Genomic DNA, 18,321 nt, shown 5'->3' with positions numbered 1-18,321 from the left:
CTCACTCGGCAGGATATTAGGCGTGTGGGAGAGTGGATGGCAAGGCGTTCTCGATGATTGTCAAGTCGGCGGTACTTTGTCGGGTCGAGCCGTGTCCCTGGTTCTCCTCTCTGCCGAGGATCTGAGTAAAACCGCTGGCAGGGGTGGCATGAGGGGTGATCCCGAAGGGCACTGGGGGAGGCGTAGGGGGTGCTTTTCCGGGGTCGTACCTGAGAGCTACTCGGGGTTGAACCCAGGTCTGACGGCTGGCTAGCATGGCGTCATTAGCAGGCGATAACCGAGTCTTCCGGTAATTGTCTTTCGGCAATTCCTGACCGCCGTTGATTCTTTTTGTGCGGACGGCTTGTGATCGAGGTCCGCGGCGATTGACGTGATTCCAGGAGGCGAATCCATGGCGCGATCCGAGCTGATCCGGCCGTTGTCCGAGTTGCTGCGAGCACACGCCGGACGGCGCGGGGAGAAGGTCGCGTATTCGGACGCGCGGCGGTCGGTCACCTACGCGGAGCTGGAGCAGCGGACCGCCCGGCTGGCAGGCCACCTCGCCGATCGGGGTCTGTCCCGTGGCGGGCGGGTGCTGATCTGGTTCAACAACAGCGTCGAGATGGTCGAGGGCTACCTCACCTCGGTGCGAGCAGGTGGCGTCGGGGTGCCGGTTCACCCTCGCGCCTCCGACGACGAACTCGCCTACCTGATCGAGGACAGCGGAGCCGAGGTGGTCCTCACCGATGCGGCGCACCTGGAGCAGCTGCACCGGGTCAGCGGCGACGCGGACCTCGTGGTGGTCGCCGCGGGACTGGCGAAGCCGGCCGCTGCGGACAGCGGCGTGGCGTCGTTCGAGGAACTGGCCACCACCGCACCGGCGAGCCCGGCCCGTGACGACACCGGGCTCGACGACCTCGCCTGGATGCTCTACACCTCGGGCACCACGGGCAGGCCCAAGGGAGTGCTCTCCACCCAGGGCAGCTGCCTGTGGTCGGTCGCCGCCTGCTACGTGCCTCTGCTGGGACTGTCTCCCGAGGACCGGGTGCTGTGGCCGCTGCCGATGTCGCACTCGCTGGCGCACATCCTCGGCGTCCACGGTGTCATCGCCGCGGGCGCGAGCGCCCACATCACCGACGGCTTCGCGGGCGGCGAGATCGCCAGGCTGATGCGGGAGGAGCCCTACACCTTCCTCGTCGGCGTGCCCACGATGTACCACGACCTGCTGAGGCACGCGCGGACCGAGGGACTGGACGCCGACTCGCTACGGGTGTGCATGGTCACCGGTGCCGTCACCTCCGCCTCCCTCAGCCGGTCCTTCGAGGACACCTTCGGCGTCCGGCTGATCGACAGCTACGGCAGCACCGAAACCTGTGGCGCGATCACGATGAACCGCCCCACGGGGCCGCTGGTCGCCGGTTCCTGCGGGTCGCCGGTACCCGGTCTGAAGGTGCGGACCGTGGAGCCCGGCACGGGCAAGGAGGTGGAGCCCGGCGTCGAGGGCGAGGTGTGGGTCAAGGGCCCCACCGTGATGCTCGGCTACCACAACCAGCCGGAGGCCACCGCCGCCGCGCTGCGGGACGGCTGGTACCGCACGGGGGATCTCGCCGTCAGGGACGAGCTGGGGTATCTGACCATCACGGGCCGGATCAAGGAACTGATCATCCGGGGTGGGGAGAACATCCATCCCGCCGAGATCGAGGACGTCGTGCGCACCGTCTCCGGTGTCGCCGACGCGGCCGCCGTGGGCAGGCCGGACGCCGAACTCGGCGAGGTGCCCGTGGTGTACGTGGTCGCCGAGGTCCCCGGTGAGGTGGACGCCGAGGCGATCGTCATGGCGTGCCGCAGGCACCTGTCCTACTACAAGGTGCCCTCGGCGGTGTACGAGGTGGAGGCCATCCCGCGCAGGGCATCGGGGAAGGTGGCCCGCCGCATGCTGCTCGGCACCCAAGCCAGGGAACACAGCACGGGCAGCACGGTGCTCGCCGGGCTGTCCCGGATCGACTGGACACCGATCGCGGGCGGGCCGTCCCGTCGTCCCGAGCCGGGGGAGTGGGCGATTCTCGGTGTGGACGAGTTCGGCTTCGCGGCCGACGGCATCCCGGTCTCGGCGTATGCCGATCTGGCGGCGCTCGGCGACGCTGTCGAAGCGGGAACGCCCGTGCCACGAACGGTCCTGACCGGCGCCCCGGCATCGGTGGAGCACGCCCGTGCGCTGGTGGAGTCGTGGCTGGGCGCCGAGCGGTTCGCCGCCACGCGACTGGTCGTGGTGACCAGGTTCGCGGTGGGCACCGGCTCCGAGGCCGCCATCGATCCGTCCGGCGCGCCCGCCTGGGGTGTGGTCAGGGCGGCCGGTGACACCGACCGGCTCGGGCTGGTGGACCGGGGTGAGGCCACGCTCGCCGAGCTGATCACGGCCGTGTGTGCCGGGAAACCCGAGCTGGCCGTGCGCGACGGGGTGCTGCGCGTCCCGAGGCTCGCACCGGTCCGGATGCGGTCCACGCCAACCGAACCCGCTGCCGGCACGGCGATGGTCGTCGGCGACGAGGCCGGGATCGTGGCAGCGCACCTCGCCTCTCGTGGGTTCGGCGCTGTCGTCACGGTGGACGAGGACGAGATCGCCGACGCGCTCACGCAGGTGCCTGGTGAGCATCCTCTGCACACCGTGGTGTACGCCGTCGAGGGTGACCCCGCAGAGCGGATGGCCGGTGCGCGCCTGCTGCACGAGGTCACCCGTGACTCCGCACCCGCGGCGTTCGTGCTGCTCTGCCCGGTGGAGTCGCTCCTCGGACGCGGCACCGAACCCGGCGAAGCCGCCGCAGGTGCCTTCCTGTCGGCCCTCACCCAGCAGCGCAGAGCGGAGGGACTGGCCTCCATCACACTCGGCGTCCCGGCCAATCAGTCCACACAGGACTTCGCCGCACTGCTCGACATTACGCAGGCCACCGACGAAGCCGTGCTGCTCGCGGTGGAGGACGACGCGCTCACCGAAGCCTCCGCCCCGGCGAAGAGCGAAAGCTCACAGCCACAGGCAGGCACCCTGCGTGAACGGCTCACCGGCCTGACCCGCCAGGAACAGGACCGCCTCCTGCTCGCACTGGTACGCACCGAGACCGCCGGTGTGCTCGGCTACGGAAACCTCGCTCGCATACCCGCCCGGCGCGCCTTCAAGGAACTGGGCTTCGACTCGAAGACGGCGGTCGAGCTGCGGACCCGGCTCGCCTCGGCCACGGGACTCGACCTGCCTGCCACGGTGGTGTTCGACCGGCCGAGTGCGGCCGAGCTGGCCGAGCACCTGCGTGCCGAGCTCCTCGGACTGCGAACCGAAGCCACCCGGGTCCACGATCCCAGCGAAAGCGCAGGCCGTACCGACGACCCCATCGCGATCGTCGGTATGGCCTGCCGTCTTCCCGGCGGCGTGAACACCCCCGCCGAGCTGTGGAAGCTCGCCGCCGACGGTGTCGATGCGTTGTCGGGTTTTCCGGTGGATCGGGGTTGGGATCTGTCGGGGTTGTTCGATGACGATCCGGATCGGGCTGGGACGTCGTATGTGCGTGAGGGTGGGTTTCTTCACGATGTGGCGGGGTTCGATGCGGGGTTCTTCGGGATCTCTCCGCGTGAGGCGCTGGCGATGGATCCGCAGCAGCGGTTGTTGCTTGAGGTGTCGTGGGAGGCGCTGGAACACGCGGGCATCGACCCGCAGTCCCTGAGGGAAACCGACACCGGTGTCTTCGCCGGGATGATGTTCCACGACTACGGCGGCGACCGCACCAGGGCACCGGAGGACCTGGAAGGCTATCTCGGCACAGGCAACGCGGGCAGTGTGCTGTCGGGCCGGGTGTCCTACGTCCTGGGACTTCACGGCCCTTCGGTGACTGTGGACACGGCCTGCTCCTCCTCGCTCGTCGCGCTGCACCTCGCCGCCCAGTCGCTGCGTTCCGGCGAATGCTCGCTGGCGCTGGCCGGTGGTGTGGCCGTGATGGCGACGCCGTCGGTGTTCGTCGAGTTCAGCAGGCAGCGCGGTCTGGCTCCGGACGGGCGCTGCAAATCGTTCGCCGACGCCGCCGACGGCACCGGCTGGAGCGAGGGCGTGAGCCTGCTCGTGGTGGAGCGGCTGTCCGACGCCATGCGGCACGGCCACCGCGTGCTGGCCGTCGTGCGTGGCTCCGCCGTCAACTCCGACGGAGCCAGCAACGGACTGACCGCGCCGAACGGGCCGTCCCAGGTTCGTGTCATCCGGAAAGCACTGGAAAGCGGTGGTTTGCGACCGTCTGATGTGGATGTGGTGGAGGCGCATGGGACGGGGACTCGGTTGGGTGATCCGATTGAGGCTGGTGCGTTGGTGGAGGTGTTCGGCTCTGGGCGGCGGGGTGTTCCGTTGTTGTTGGGGTCGGTGAAGTCGAATGTTGGTCATACGCAGGCTGCGGCTGGTGTGGCTGGTGTGATCAAGATGGTGGAGTCGTTGCGGCGTGGTGTTGTGCCGGGGACTTTGCATGTTGATGCGCCGTCGTCGCGGGTGGATTGGTCGTCGGGTGCGGTGGAGTTGGTGACCTCGACGACCGAGTGGCCAGAAGTGGATCGTCCTCGCAGGGCTGGGGTGTCGTCGTTCGGGGTCAGCGGAACCAACGCCCACGTCATCCTCGAACAAGCACCGGAGCCACCCGAAGCACCCGAACCCGGCGCGGCCCCCACCATCTGGACGGTGTCGGGGCGCAGCGAGAAGGCCGTCCGCGCGCAGGCCAGCCGCCTGCTCTCCGCTGTGGACACACTCAACCCCGTTGACGTCGGCTACTCACTGGCGACCACCAGGGCCGCACTCGACTTCCGCGCGTTCGCCGCCGGTGACAACCGCGACGATCTGCTCGAACAACTGCGCGCCATCGCACTCGGAACAACCCCCGTCCTTCCCGCCGACGTCGAACAGGGCCCCGTTTTTGTTTTTCCGGGGCAGGGTTCGCAGTGGGTGGGGATGGTGTTGGGGTTGTTGGAGTCGTCTTCGGTTTTTGCGGAGGCGTTTGGTGAGGTTGCGGGTGTGGTGGAGGGGTTGGTTGATTGGTGTGTTGTTGAGGAGTTGGGGGGTGGGTTGGATCGGGTTGATGTGGTTCAGCCTGTGTTGTTTGTGGTGTTGGTGTCGTTGGCTCGGTTGTGGGAGTCGTGTGGGGTTGTTCCTGTGGGTGTGGTGGGGCATTCGCAGGGTGAGATTGCGGCGGCGTGTGTTGCGGGTGGGTTGTCGGTGGAGGATGCGGCGCGGGTTGTGGTGTTGCGTTCTCGGTTGATTGCGGGGGTGTTGGCTGGTCGGGGTGGGATGGTGTCGGTGGGTTTGTCGGTGGGGGAGGTGGTGTCGCGGCTTCCGGTGGGGGTGGGGGTTGCGGCGGTGAATGGTCCTTCTTCGGTGGTGGTGTCGGGTGATGTGGGGGGTTTGGAGGGGTTTGTTGCGGGGTGTGAGCGTGATGGTGTTCGGGTGCGGTGGGTGGCGGTGGATTATGCGTCGCATTCGGATCAGGTGGGGTTGGTTCGGGATGAGTTGTTGAGTGTTTTGTCGTCGGTGGTGCCTCGGTCGTCGTCGGTTCCGTTTTTTTCGACGGTGACGGGTGGTTGGTTGGATACGGCGGAGTTGGGTGCGGAGTATTGGTATCGGAATTTGCGGGAGACGGTCCGGTTTTCCGACGCGATCGAGACGCTTGAGGCGGAGGGTTTCAAGTCTTTCATCGAGGTCAGTCCGCATCCGGTGCTGACGATGAGTATCGAAGAGTCCGTCGTGGACGGTGCTGTGGTCGGCACGTTGCGGCGTGACGACGGCGGGTTTGACCGGTTCCTGCGCTCCCTCGGCGAGGCCCACGCCCGTGGCGTCGAGGTCGATTGGTCCGCCGTGTTCGACGGGAGTGGCGCGAGGCGCGTCGATCTGCCCACCTATGCCTTCCAGCACGAACGCTACTGGCTCGAATCCGCACCGGCCGCCGGAGACCCGGCAGACCTCGGGTTGGCCTCGGCCGGGCACCCGCTGCTCGGCGCGGCAGTCGATCTCGCAGGCGGTGACGGCCTTGTGCTGACCGGACGCCTCACCACCGCGACGCAGCCGTGGCTCGCCGATCACTCCGTGCACGGCACGGTGATCGTGCCCGGTTCGGCGTTCGTGGAACTCGCGCTGCGTGCCGGCCGCGAACTCGGCCACGACCGCATCGACGAACTCACCCTCGAAGCCCCCCTCGTGCTCGACGACACGGACACGATCGTGCAGGTCGTCGTCGCCCCTGACGGCCGAGGAGTGAGCATCCACTCCCGTCACACCGGCGATCAGACCTGGACCCGGCACGCCCAGGGTGTGCTGGCCTCCGGAGCGGAGCCGGTGTCCGATCCCCTCGCCGACTTCCGGAACTGGCCTCCCGCTGAGGCGCAGCCGCTTGCGGTGGAGGACTTCTACGAGCGGCTCGCCGAAACCGGGCTGGCCTACGGTCCCGCCTTCCAGGGTTTGCGCGCCGCCTGGCGGCACGGCAACGAGGTGTTCGCCGAGATCCGCCTTCCCGAACCGGCGGCGGACGCGGGTGAGTTCTCCGTGCATCCCGCCCTGCTCGACGCCGCCGTGCACGGCGTGGACCTCGGTGTGCTCGAACCGGGCGAGCGGCGTCTCGCCTTCGCCTTCAGCGGCGTGACCCTGCACGCGGTGGGTGCCCGTGTGCTGCGGGTGCACCTCGCTCCGGCAGGTCAGGACGCGGTGTCGCTGACAGCCGCCGACGAGACCGGCGCGCTCGTGGTGTCCGTGGACACCCTGGTGTTGCGGCACACCGCAGGCCCACCACGCAGGCGTGTGGCCGCGCGGTCGATGTACACGCTCGACTGGACGGCTCCACAGTCCCCGGCGCCGGAGCCCACTCGGTGGGCTGTGCTCGACTCCGGTGAGCACAGCGCAATCGGCTGGCTCACCGCGTCGGGCCGGTGCGCGGGCAGCTATGCCGATCTCGACGCACTGGCCGGTGCGGTCGCGCAGGGCGAGCCCGTGCCCGATGTGCTCGTCGCCGCGGGCACGCCGGGTGCGGACAACCCCGGTTCGGCGGCACGGGAACTGCTCGCCGAGGTCTCCGCGACGGTCAGGGCATGGCTCGCCGATGCGCGGTTCGGCGATTCCCGGCTCGTGCTGCTGACCTCCAACGCCGTGGCGACCGGCTCCGAAGGGGCCGCCCCCGACCTGGTGCAAGCGCCGCTGTGGGGACTGCTCCGCTCGGCGGTCTCGGAGCACCCCGGCCGGTTCGCCCTCGTGGACCTCGACGGGGAGGACAGCTCCTTCCTCGCACTTCCCGACGCCCTCGCGCTGCGCGAACCGCAGGTCGCGATCCGGTCGGGCCGAGTCCTGGCGCCCAGGCTCGCCAGGGCGGACGCCACGGCCGCGCCGCGCTGGAACGCCGAGGGCACCGTGCTGATCACCGGAGCCACGGGCGGTCTCGGCCGCCTCGTCGCGCGACACCTGGCGACCGAACACGGTGTGCGGCACCTGCTGCTTCTCGCCAGGAGCGCCCCGAGTGCCGAGGTGGCGGCCGAGTTCGGCGATCTCGACGCGGAGGTGACGTTCGCCGAATGCGACGTGGCCGATCGCGCGGCACTCGCCGATGTGCTCTCCGGCATCGATGACGCGCATCCGCTCACCGGTGTGGTCCACACCGCGGGTGTCGTGGACGACGGCATCGTCGAAGCGCTCACCGGCGAGCAGTTCGACCGCGTGCTCTCGCCCAAATTGGACGGTGCGCTCGCTCTGCACGAACTGACCCAGGACATGGACCTTTCGGCGTTCGTCCTCTTCTCCTCGGCTGCGGGCATCCTCGGCACACCAGGACAGGGCAACTACGCCGCCGCGAACGTCTTCCTCGACGCACTCGCCGCGCATCGCCGCCGCAGCGGCCTGCCCGGGGTGTCCCTGGCCTGGGGAGTGTGGGCCGAATCCGCCGGGATGGGCGGGCGACTCGCCGAGACCGACCTCGCCAGGATGGCGCGGGGTGGCACGGTGGCACTGAGCGCCGCCGAGGCGCTGGCCCTGCTGGACGCCGCGACCGGATCGGACGCCCCGGCGCTGGTGCCCATGGGACTGGACACGACGGTGCTGGCCGCGCAGGACGACGTGCCGGAGTTGTTCCGGGGGCTCGTGCGCGCACAGCCGCGCCGCGCGGCGCGAGCCGAACCCGAGGATGGTCTCCCGCTGGCGAGGCGGCTCGCGCCGCTGCCGGTGGAGGAGCGGGAACGGATGCTGAGCGAGCTGGTCCTCACCCACGCCGCCGCCGTGCTCGGCCACGGCTCGGGCAGCGACCTCGACGGGGGGCGCAGCTTCAAGGAGCTGGGTTTCGACTCGCTGACCGCCGTCGAGTTCCGCAACCGGCTCTCCAGCGCGACCGGGCTCCGCCTGCCACCGACCCTGATCTTCAACCACCCGACCCCCGGCGCGCTCGCCGCCCACCTCGCCGAGGAACTGCTCGGCACCGCGAACGAGTCCGGCGAACCCGCCGCGTCGGTGGCCATGTCCGCGTCCACCGAGGACGACCCGGTGGTGATCGTGGCGATGAGCTGCCGCTTCCCCGGCGGGGTCGATTCGCCGGAACGGCTGTGGCAGGTGGTGGCCGACGAGGTGGACACGATCGGCCCCATGCCGGAGGACCGGGGCTGGGAACCGGACCGGCTCTACGATCCCGACCCCGAACAGCCCGGCAAGACCTACCTGGTCGAGGGTGGCTTCATCGAAGGGCTCGGCCGGTTCGACGCGGAGTTCTTCGGCATCAACCCGCGCGAGGCCCTCGCGATGGACCCGCAGCAGCGGCTGTTGCTGGAGACGGCGTGGGAGGTCTTCGAACGCGCGGGCATCGACCCTCGGTCGCTGCGAGGGGCGCAGGTCGGTGTCTTCACCGGAACCCACGGCCAGGACTACGGCGCCCTGCTCGACGGCGCCCCGCCGGATCTGGAGGGCTACAAAGCCACGGGTACGGCGGGCAGCGTGGTGTCGGGACGCCTGTCGTACACCTTCGGGTTCGAGGGGCCCTCGATGACCGTGGACACCGCGTGCTCGGCCTCGCTGGTGGCGCTGCACCAGGCCGCGAACGCGCTGCGTGGCGGTGAATGCTCGATGGCACTGGTGGGCGCTGCGTCGGTGATGTCAACACCCGAGCCGTTCGTCATGTTCAGCAGGCAGCGGGTGCTCGCGAGGGACGGGCGGTGCAAGTCGTTCGCCGCCGCCGCCGACGGCACCGGCATGTCCGAGGGCGTCGGCATGCTGCTGGTGGAGCGGCTCTCCGACGCGCGCCGCCTCGGCCATCCCGTGCTGGCGATCGTGCGGGGTTCCGCCGTGAACTCCGACGGCGCGAGCAACGGCCTCACGGCACCGCACGGCCCTTCCCAGGAACGCGTCATCCGGCAGGCGCTCGCCGACGCGGGGCTCACGGGCGGGGACGTGGACGTGGTCGAGGCACACGGAACCGGCACCGCACTCGGCGACCCCATCGAGGCGCACGCGCTGCTGGCCACCTACGGTCGCGACCGCTCGCCGGAACACCCGCTGTGGCTCGGCTCGGTGAAGTCGAACCTCGGCCACACGCAGTCCGCGGCCGGGCTCGCCGGTGTGATCAAGATGGTGCTGGCGATGGAGCACGCCACGCTGCCGAAGACGCTACACGTGGACGCGCCGACACCGCATGTTGACTGGGAGCTCGGCGGGGTCCGCGTCCTGTCCGACGCCCGCGAGTGGCCGAGCAACGGCCATCCCCGCCGCGCCGGGGTCTCCTCGTTCGGCATCAGCGGAACCAACGCGCACGTCGTGCTCGAACAACCGCCTTCCGAGGCGCCTTCGGCCTCACCCGCGACCCCGGCGCCACTGACCTCGGCGCTGCCGTGGGTGCTGTCGGCCAAGACCGAGGACGCGCTGCGGGCGCAGGCCGAGCGCCTGCGCGAGCACGTGGAGAACCTGGCCGAGGTGGATGTGGCCTCGATCGGCCTCTCCCTCGCCACGAGCCGCACCGCGCACCCGCATCGCGCCGCCGTGATCGGCCGCGAGATCCCGGAGTTCATGGCCGGGCTCGACTCCATCGTGCAGGGCGCCGACGCGCCGAATCTGGTGCGCGCCCTCGCCACACCGGGCAAGGTGGCCTTCGTCTTCCCCGGCCAGGGATCGCAGTGGCCTGAGATGGCCACCGACCTGCTGGCCACCTCGCCGGTGTTCGCCGACCGGCTCCGTGACTGCGACGAGGCGCTGCGGGAGTTCGTGGACTTCTCCGTGCTGGCCGTGTTGCGCGGTGAGCAGGGCGCCCCCGCCCTCGACCGCCTCCGCGTGGTGCAGCCGGTGTTGTTCTCGGTGATGGTGGCGCTGGCCGAGCTCTGGCGCTCGCGCGGTGTCCATCCCGCCGCGGTCGTCGGGCATTCCCAGGGTGAGGTCGCCGCGGCCTGCGTCGCGGGCGCACTGTCCCTTGAGGACGCGGCGAGAGTGGTGGCTCTGCGCTCGCGCCTGATCGACGAGGAACTGTCGGGCAAGGGTGGTGTCGTGTCGGTGGCACTCGCGGCGGACGAGCTGGCACCACGGCTCGCGCGCTTTGGTGAGAAGCTCTCGATCGCGGCGGTCAACAGCCCCACCGCGGTCGCCGTCGCGGGAGACCCCGAGGCGCTCGACGAGCTGATGGCCGAACTGGAGGCCGACCAGATCCGCGCCCGCCGCATCCGGGGCGCGCACGCGGCGGGACACACTGCGCAGATCGACCGGCTGCGCGAGCGGCTGCTGGAGGAACTGGCCCCGGTCACGCCGAGGGCCGACGCCGTCCCGTTCTACTCGACGGTCACCGGCGCTGCCGTCGATCCGTCCACGTTGGACGCCGAGTACTGGTACCGCAACGCCCGTGAGCCGGTGTTGTTCGAGAAGGCCGTCCGCGCGCTCTCCGCCGAGGGGCACACGGCCTTCGTCGAGTCGAGCCCCCATCCGGTGCTCCTCGGTGCCATTCAGGAGACCGTCGAGGACGCCGCGGTGATCGGCACGCTGCGCCGCGACGACGGCGGGCAGGACAGGGTCGTCACCTCGCTGGCCGAAGCGCACGTCCGCGGCGTGGTCGTGGACTGGGCGGCGGTGTTCCCCTCCGGCGCGAGGAAGGTGAGTCTTCCCACCTACGCCTTCCAGCGAAGGCACTTCTGGCTCGACCGCTCCACGGTGGCCTCCGACGTCACCTCCGCTGGCCTGAATCCGGCCGGGCACCCGCTGCTCGGCGCGGCGGTGCCGGTGCCGCAGTTCGGCGGGTTCCTCTGCACAGGACGGCTCTCCGCACACGCCCAGCCGTGGCTGACCGAGCATCCGTCGGGCGTGAATATCGTCGCCCCGGCCGTCTTCGTGGAACTCGCACTGAGGGCGGGCGAGGAGTTCGGTTGTGACCGGCTCGCCGACCTGACGGTCGAGGCCCCGCTCGCACTGCCCGAACAGGGCGGGGTCCGGGTGCAGGTCACCGTGGGTGGCCCTGACGGCGAAGGGCGGCGCGCCGTCGCCGTGTACGCGCAACCCGACACCGACGCGGGCCGGGAGTGGACCCTGCACGCCTCGGCGACGCTGACCGCCCGCGAGGGCACGCAGCCCGCACCGCTGGCCGTCTGGCCGCCCGAGGGTGCGACCGAACTGGACCGCGACGCCGCCACCGACGTGCGGCGCGCCTGGCAGCGCGACGGTGACCTGTTCGCCGAGATCGTGGTGCCAGAGGAGTCCGCAACCGGTGAGTTCGGCCTGCATCCGATGCTGCTGGAGACCGCCGTGCACTGTGCGGGCCCGCTGCGAGGGCGACCGGCAGGCACGGTGGCCGCGCGCTGGCGGGACGTCACGCTGCACGCCACGGGCGCTCGTGCGCTCCGGGTCCACCTCAGCGAGCGTGAACCGGACGCGCTGAGCCTGGCCGCGTACGACGAGACCGGGTCCCCGGTGCTGTCCGCCACCGTGGAGACACGGCCGGTGGACGGATTCCGGGCCGCTCTCGGCCACGGTGACGCCCTCTTCCGTCTTCTGTGGACGAAGCTGTCGCTGCCGGACACCGAGCCGGGCAACGGGATGGTGCTCGGCGAGGACCACGCCGATCCGGCCGAGCTGGCCTCGGCGATCGCAGGCGGCGCACCGGTGCCGGACTATGTCGTCGTCCCCGCCGACCCCGGTACCGGCAGTACCGAGAACGCCGAGAACACGGCCGAGGCGGCCGGTGCCTGCGCCCTGCGTGTGCTGACACTGCTGCGGGAGTGGCTCGCCGAGGAGCGGCTGGCCCCGGTAACGCTCGTGGTGCTCACCACGGGCGCTGTCGCCACCGGGGCTGACGAGGACGTACCAGGGCTGGCGCAGTCGTCGATCTGGGGGCTCGTGCGCTCGGCGCAGACCGAGAACCCCGGCAGGGTCGTGCTCGTCGATGTGGACACCCACGAGGCGCCCGCTCACCTGCTGCCCGGGGTGGTCGCCTCCGGTGAACCGCAGGCGGCGATCCGTGCGGGCACGGTCCTCGTGCCGAGGCTGGCGCGGACCCGGCCCGCCGAGCAACCGGTCGCGCCCGCGTTCGACGCGGAGGGCACGGTCCTCATCACCGGGGGAACCGGTGCACTCGGGGCGCTGCTGGCCGAACATCTCGTGACCGCGCACGGTGTCCGCCACCTGCTGCTGACCAGCCGCACCGGCAACCGGTCCTCCAGCGCGGCGCGACTGTGCGACAGGCTCGGCGCGCTCGGGGCCACGGTGACCGTCGAATCCTGCGACGTCGCCGACCGCGCCGCGCTGGAGAGCCTGCTCTCCCGCATCCCCTCGGCGCATCCGCTCACCGCCGTCGTCCACGCGGCCGGTGTGATCGACGACGGCGTCCTCGACTCGATCACCCCCGAACGGCTCGACGCCGTGCTGCGGCCGAAGGTCGCCGGGGCGCTGAACCTGCACGAACTGACCGAGGGGCTGCCGCTGTCGGCGTTCGTCCTGTTCTCCTCGGGAGCGGGGATCTTCGGCTCCCCGGGGCAGGCCAACTACGCCGCCGCCAACACCGTCCTCGACGCGCTCGCCCACCACCGGCGGCATCGGGGACTGCCCGCGCGGTCGCTGGCCTGGGGCCTGTGGGCCGAACGCGGTGACCAGTCCAGCGGGCTCGGCGAGACGGATCTGGCCCGCCTCGCCCGCACCGGAACGGTGGAGATCCCGGCCGAGCACGGCCTCGCCCTCTTCGACGCGGCACACGCCGTTGACGACGCGCTCGTGGTGCCGACCAGGCTGGACTTCGCGGCGCTGCGGGCACAGGCCCGCGCCGGTTCCCTGCCCCACCTGCTGCGGGGGCTCGTCCGCGCCGCCGCGAAGACGGCCTCCGCCGAACTGGAGGGTTCGTCGCTCGCCGCGCGTCTTTCCACCTCGTCCTCGGCCGAGCGCAGGGAAACCGTGCTCCAACTCGTGCGCTCCACGGCCGCGGCGGTGCTCGGGCACACCGGTCTCGACACGATCGGTGCGCGCCGCGCCTTCCGTGAGGTCGGCTTCGACTCGCTCACCGCCGTCGAGTTCCGCAACCGGCTCCAGGCGGGTGCGGGCCTGCGACTGCCCGCGACGCTGGTGTTCGACCACCCGACCCCGCAGGCGGTGACCGACCATCTGCTGTCGGAACTGTTCGGCGACCCCGGCTCCGATGCCGGGCCGAGTGCGGTCGCCATCGAACGCGCGGACTCGGCGACCGAGCCGATCGCGATCGTGGCGATGAGCTGCCGGTTCCCCGGAGGCGTCCGGTCGCCTGAGGAGCTGTGGCGATTGCTCGAAGCCGGTGGCGACGCGATCACCGAGTTGCCGTCCGATCGTGGCTGGGACCTGCAAAGCCTGTACCACCCCGATGCGGACCAGCCGGGAACGAGCTACGTCCGTGAGGGCGGGTTCCTGCACGACGCCGCCGAGTTCGACGCCGGGTTCTTCGGGATCAGCCCCCGCGAGGCGGTGGCGATGGACCCGCAGCAGCGGTTGTTGCTGGAGACCTGCTGGGAGGTGCTGGAGCGCGCGGGCATCGACCCGACCTCGCTGCGCGGCAGCCGGACCGGGATCTTCACCGGGACGACCGGCCAGGACTACGCGGCGCTGGCGGAGCATCTGCCGCAGTCGGACGAGGGCTTCCTCGTGACGAGCACCGGCGCGAGCGTGCTGTCCGGTCGCGTGTCCTACACGCTCGGGCTCGTCGGGCCCGCCATGACGGTGGACACGGCGTGCTCGTCCTCCCTGGTGGCGCTGCACCTCGCCGCGCAGGCGCTGCGGTCGGGCGAGTGCACGCTCGCGCTGGCCGGTGGTGCCACCGTGCTGGCCACCCCGCGCACGCTCGTCGCGGCGAGCAGGCAGCGGGGACTGTCGCCCGACGGCCGCTGCAAGGCGTTCTCCGACGACGCCGACGGCTTCGGCATGGCCGAGGGCGCTGGCATCCTGCTGCTGGAGAAGCTGTCCGACGCCCGGCGCAACGGGCATCCGGTTCTGGCGGTGCTGAGCGGGTCCTCGGTGAACCAGGACGGCGCCAGCAACGGGCTCACCGCGCCGAACGGCCCCTCCCAGCAGCGGGTGATCAGGGAGGCTCTCGACGCGGCCGGACTGACCGCGGCCGAGGTCGATGTCGTCGAGGCACACGGCACCGGCACCTCGCTCGGTGACCCGATCGAAGCGCAGGCCGTCCTCGCCACGTACGGCAGGGAACACGGCAACGACAACCCGCTGTGGCTGGGTTCGGTGAAGTCGAACATCGGGCACACGCTCGGCGCGGCCGGTGTGGCCGGGGTGATGAAGATGGTGCTGGCCATCCAGCACGGGGTGATCCCGAAGACCCTGCACGCCGAGACGCCGTCAACCCACGTCGATTGGACCGAGGGAGCGGTGGCCCTGGCCGGGGAGGCCGTGCCGTGGCCGGACACGGGCCGTCCCCGCCGCGCCGGGGTCTCCTCGTTCGGCATCAGCGGCACCAACGCGCATGCGATCGTGGAACAGGCACCGGACACCGAGGTGATCGAGCCCGAGCGGACCGTCCCGAGGGGACGGGTGCCCGTGGTGGTGTCGGCCAGGAGCGCGGCGGCGCTGGCGGGCCAGGCGAAGCGGCTCACGGACTGGCTCGCCGAGCGCAGTGACCTCACCGACCTCACCGACCTCACCGATCTGGCCTTCTCGACGGTGACCTCAAGGGCCGCTCTCGAACACCGCGCGGTGATCACCGCTGAGAGCCGTGACGAGCTGATGCGCGCGCTCGGGGCACTGGCCGACGGCGGGGTGGCCTCGAACCTGGTGCGCGGCGAACAGCGCGACGAGGTCACGTGCGCGTTCGTCTTCTCAGGTCAGGGATCACAACGCCCCGGTATGGGACGCGAACTGCACGAGACGTACCCGGTCTTCGCGCGGGCGTTCGACGAGGTGTGCGCGAGGCTCGACGCCCGGCTGGACGGGTATGCAGACCACCCGGTGCGTGAGGTGGTGTTCGCCGAGACCCCGGACGGTGCGGAGCTGCTCGACCAGACCGTCTACACCCAGGCGGGGCTCTTCGCCTTCGAGGTGGCGCTGTTCCGGCTGCTGACCCACTGGGGATTGCGCCCCGGCTACGTGCTCGGCCACTCCATCGGCGAGGTGGCCGCGGCACACGTCGCCGGTGTGCTGGATCTCGACGACGCCGCGACGCTGGTCGCCGCACGGGGGCGGCTGATGCAGGCCCTTCCCTCCGGTGGCGCGATGGTCGCGGTGGAAGCGTCCGAAAAGGACGTTCTCCCGCTGCTGGACGGCGCGGGAACGGTCGGCATCGCGGCGGTCAACGGACCGAAGGCGACCGTGCTCTCCGGCGAGGAGGACGCCGTGCTCGCCGTCGCCGCCGCCCTCGCGTCCCGAGGGGCGAAGACCAAGCGGCTGCGGGTCAGTCACGCGTTCCACTCGCCGCTCATGGACGGCATGCTCGACGAGTTCACCACGATCGCCGAGAAGCTGACCTACCGCGCACCGGTCATTCCGCTGGTGTCCAACCTGACAGGGCAGCTCGCCACCGACGAGATCCGCTCGGCGGGCTACTGGGCCCGGCACGTCTCCGAGGCTGTCCGCTTCGGCGACAGCGTGTGCCGCCTCGCCGATCAGGGCACCGCTGTGTTCGTCGAACTCGGACCTGACGGCGTGGCCAGCGCCATGGCCGCCGACAGCGCGGGTGAGCAGGCGCTGACGGTCGCCATGTGCCGCAAGGACCGGCCGGAACCGGTGACGCTGATCGGCGCGCTGGCCAGGCTGCACGCGAACGGCGTGAGCCCGGACTGGGCGGCGTTCTTCTCCGGTACGGGCGCTACCAGGATAGAACTGCCGACCTACGCCTTCCAGCGCCGTCGCTACTGGCTGGACGCACCCGGCAGGCCCGCCGAGGCGGAGCAGTCCTGGCGCTACCGCATGGACTGGCAGCCGATCCCCACGACCGGTGCGCCGGTGCTGCAGGGCCACTGGCTGCTGGTGCTGCCCGACGACGCCATCGACGACGCCCCCGCCGACGACTGGAGGGCGACCCTGCTCGAAGGCAGCGGCGCCCAGGTGAGCATCGTCCGCCTCGACCCAGCCGGTGATCGCGGCAGCGCGGCCGAGCGCATCCGCGCGGCGGTGGGCGACTCGGCGATCACCGGGGTGCTCTCCCTGCTGGGACTCGACGACCGAGCGCACCCGGCCCATCCCTCCGCCTCACTCGGCCTCTCGGCCACCGTGCTCCTGCTCCAGGCGCTCGGCGATGCCGCCATCGACTCACCGCTGTGGTGTGTCACCCAGGGCGCCGTCGCCATCGAGCCGGGCGAGGCCGTCACCAGCCTGACGCAGGCGCAGCTGTGGGGACTCGGCCGCGTGGCCGCCCTCGAATACCCCGGACGCTGGGGTGGACTGATCGACCTGCCGCCGTCGCCCGAGACCGCCCGGCACCACGTGATCGCGGTACTGGCCGACGCGCGAGGCGAGGACCAGCTCGCCGTCCGCGAGGCAGGCGTGCTCGCGCGGCGGCTGGTCAGGGCGGAACCGGTGGAAGGCGGAACCGAGTGGGTCCCCTCCGGCACGGTGCTGATCACCGGAGGCACCGGGGCACTGGGAGGTCACGTCGCACGGCGGCTGGCCGCCGAGGGAGCCGAGCACCTGCTGCTGGTCAGCCGCAGGGGACCGGACGCCCCCGGCGCCGCCGCGCTGGCCGAGGAACTGACCGGCCTCGGTGCCCGCGTGTCCGTCGTCGCCTGCGACATCGCCGACCGCGACGGCGTCGCCGCGCTGCTCGCGGACATCCCTGACCAGCACCCGCTGACCGCCGTCGTGCACACGGCGGGTGTGGTGTCCGACGGCGTCCTCGACACGATGACACCGGAGAAGATCGCGGAGGTCATGCGGCCCAAGGCCGACGCCGCACTGCACCTGCACGAGCTGACCCGGCACCTCGACCTCTCCGCGTTCGTGCTCTACGCCGCCATGGCAGGCGCGGTCGGCAGCCCAGGCCAGGGCAACTACGCCGCGGCCAACGCCTTCCTCGACGCGCTGGCCGAACGCCGCCGCGCCGAGGGGCTGCCCGCGCTGTCGGTGTCGTGGGGCTGGTGGGAAGGCGACGGCATGGCCAAGCTCGACGGTGTCGATCAGAGCCGCCTCCGCCGCAACGGCCTGCTGCCGATGGCACCCGAACGCGCGGTCGCCGAATTGTTCGACGCGCTGCGCACCGACGACGCGACCCTGCTGGTGACCAATGTGGACTGGCCGAGGTTCGTGCCCGCCTTCACCACCACCCGGTCGAGCGCGCTGCTGGAACCCGTCACCGTGCGCGTCGCGGCTCCCGCCGCCACGCAGGCGGTCACCACGGTGGCCGACGAGCCGGACGCCGTGTCGGATCTCCTCGGGCGACTCGCCGGGGCCGACGCGACCGAACGCGCTCGCCTGATGCTGGATCTGGTCTGCTCGCACGTGGCCGAGGTCCTCGGCTACGACTCCTCGGACACGGTCGAGGTCTCCAGGGGCTTCCTCGAACTGGGCTTCGACTCACTCACGGCGGTGGAACTGCGCAACCAGCTGACCGCGCGGACCGGACTGCGGCTGCCACCCACGTTGATCTTCGACTATCCGAGCCCTTCCGCGCTGGCGGACTGGCTGACCACCCAGGTGCTCGGCGGGTCCGGCAACGGTGGCGACTCGAGGGAGGCCGAGGTCAGGGGGCTGCTCGCCTCGATCCCGCTCACCCGGCTCGACGAAGCAGGTCTGCTCGACGACCTCCTCAAGCTCGGCAGGAGCGACGAGAACACGGACGAAGGACAGGCCAACGGCGAGGCCGAGCAGCTCGACGACCTGGATGTCGCCGACCTCGTCCGGCTCGCAAGGGAAGACCTCGACCGATGACGGAGCAGAGC

Annotated in this window: 1 protein-coding gene; it reads left to right on the top strand. The window is 71.0% G+C overall.

The window, feature by feature from the left end; all coding sequences use genetic code 11:
* Window positions 1-391: 391 nt before the first annotated feature.
* On the top strand, window positions 392-18,310 hold the full coding sequence (locus SACXIDRAFT_RS23255; RefSeq protein WP_006236892.1) for a type I polyketide synthase: 17,919 nt from the start codon (window positions 392-394) through the stop codon (window positions 18,308-18,310).
* The last annotated feature ends 11 nt before the right edge of the window (window positions 18,311-18,321 follow it).

Origin of the sequence: Saccharomonospora xinjiangensis XJ-54, assembly GCF_000258175.1 — a bacterium.
Classification (GTDB): Bacteria; Actinomycetota; Actinomycetes; order Mycobacteriales; family Pseudonocardiaceae; genus Saccharomonospora; species Saccharomonospora xinjiangensis.
This window is presented reverse-complemented; position numbering and strand designations above follow the sequence as displayed.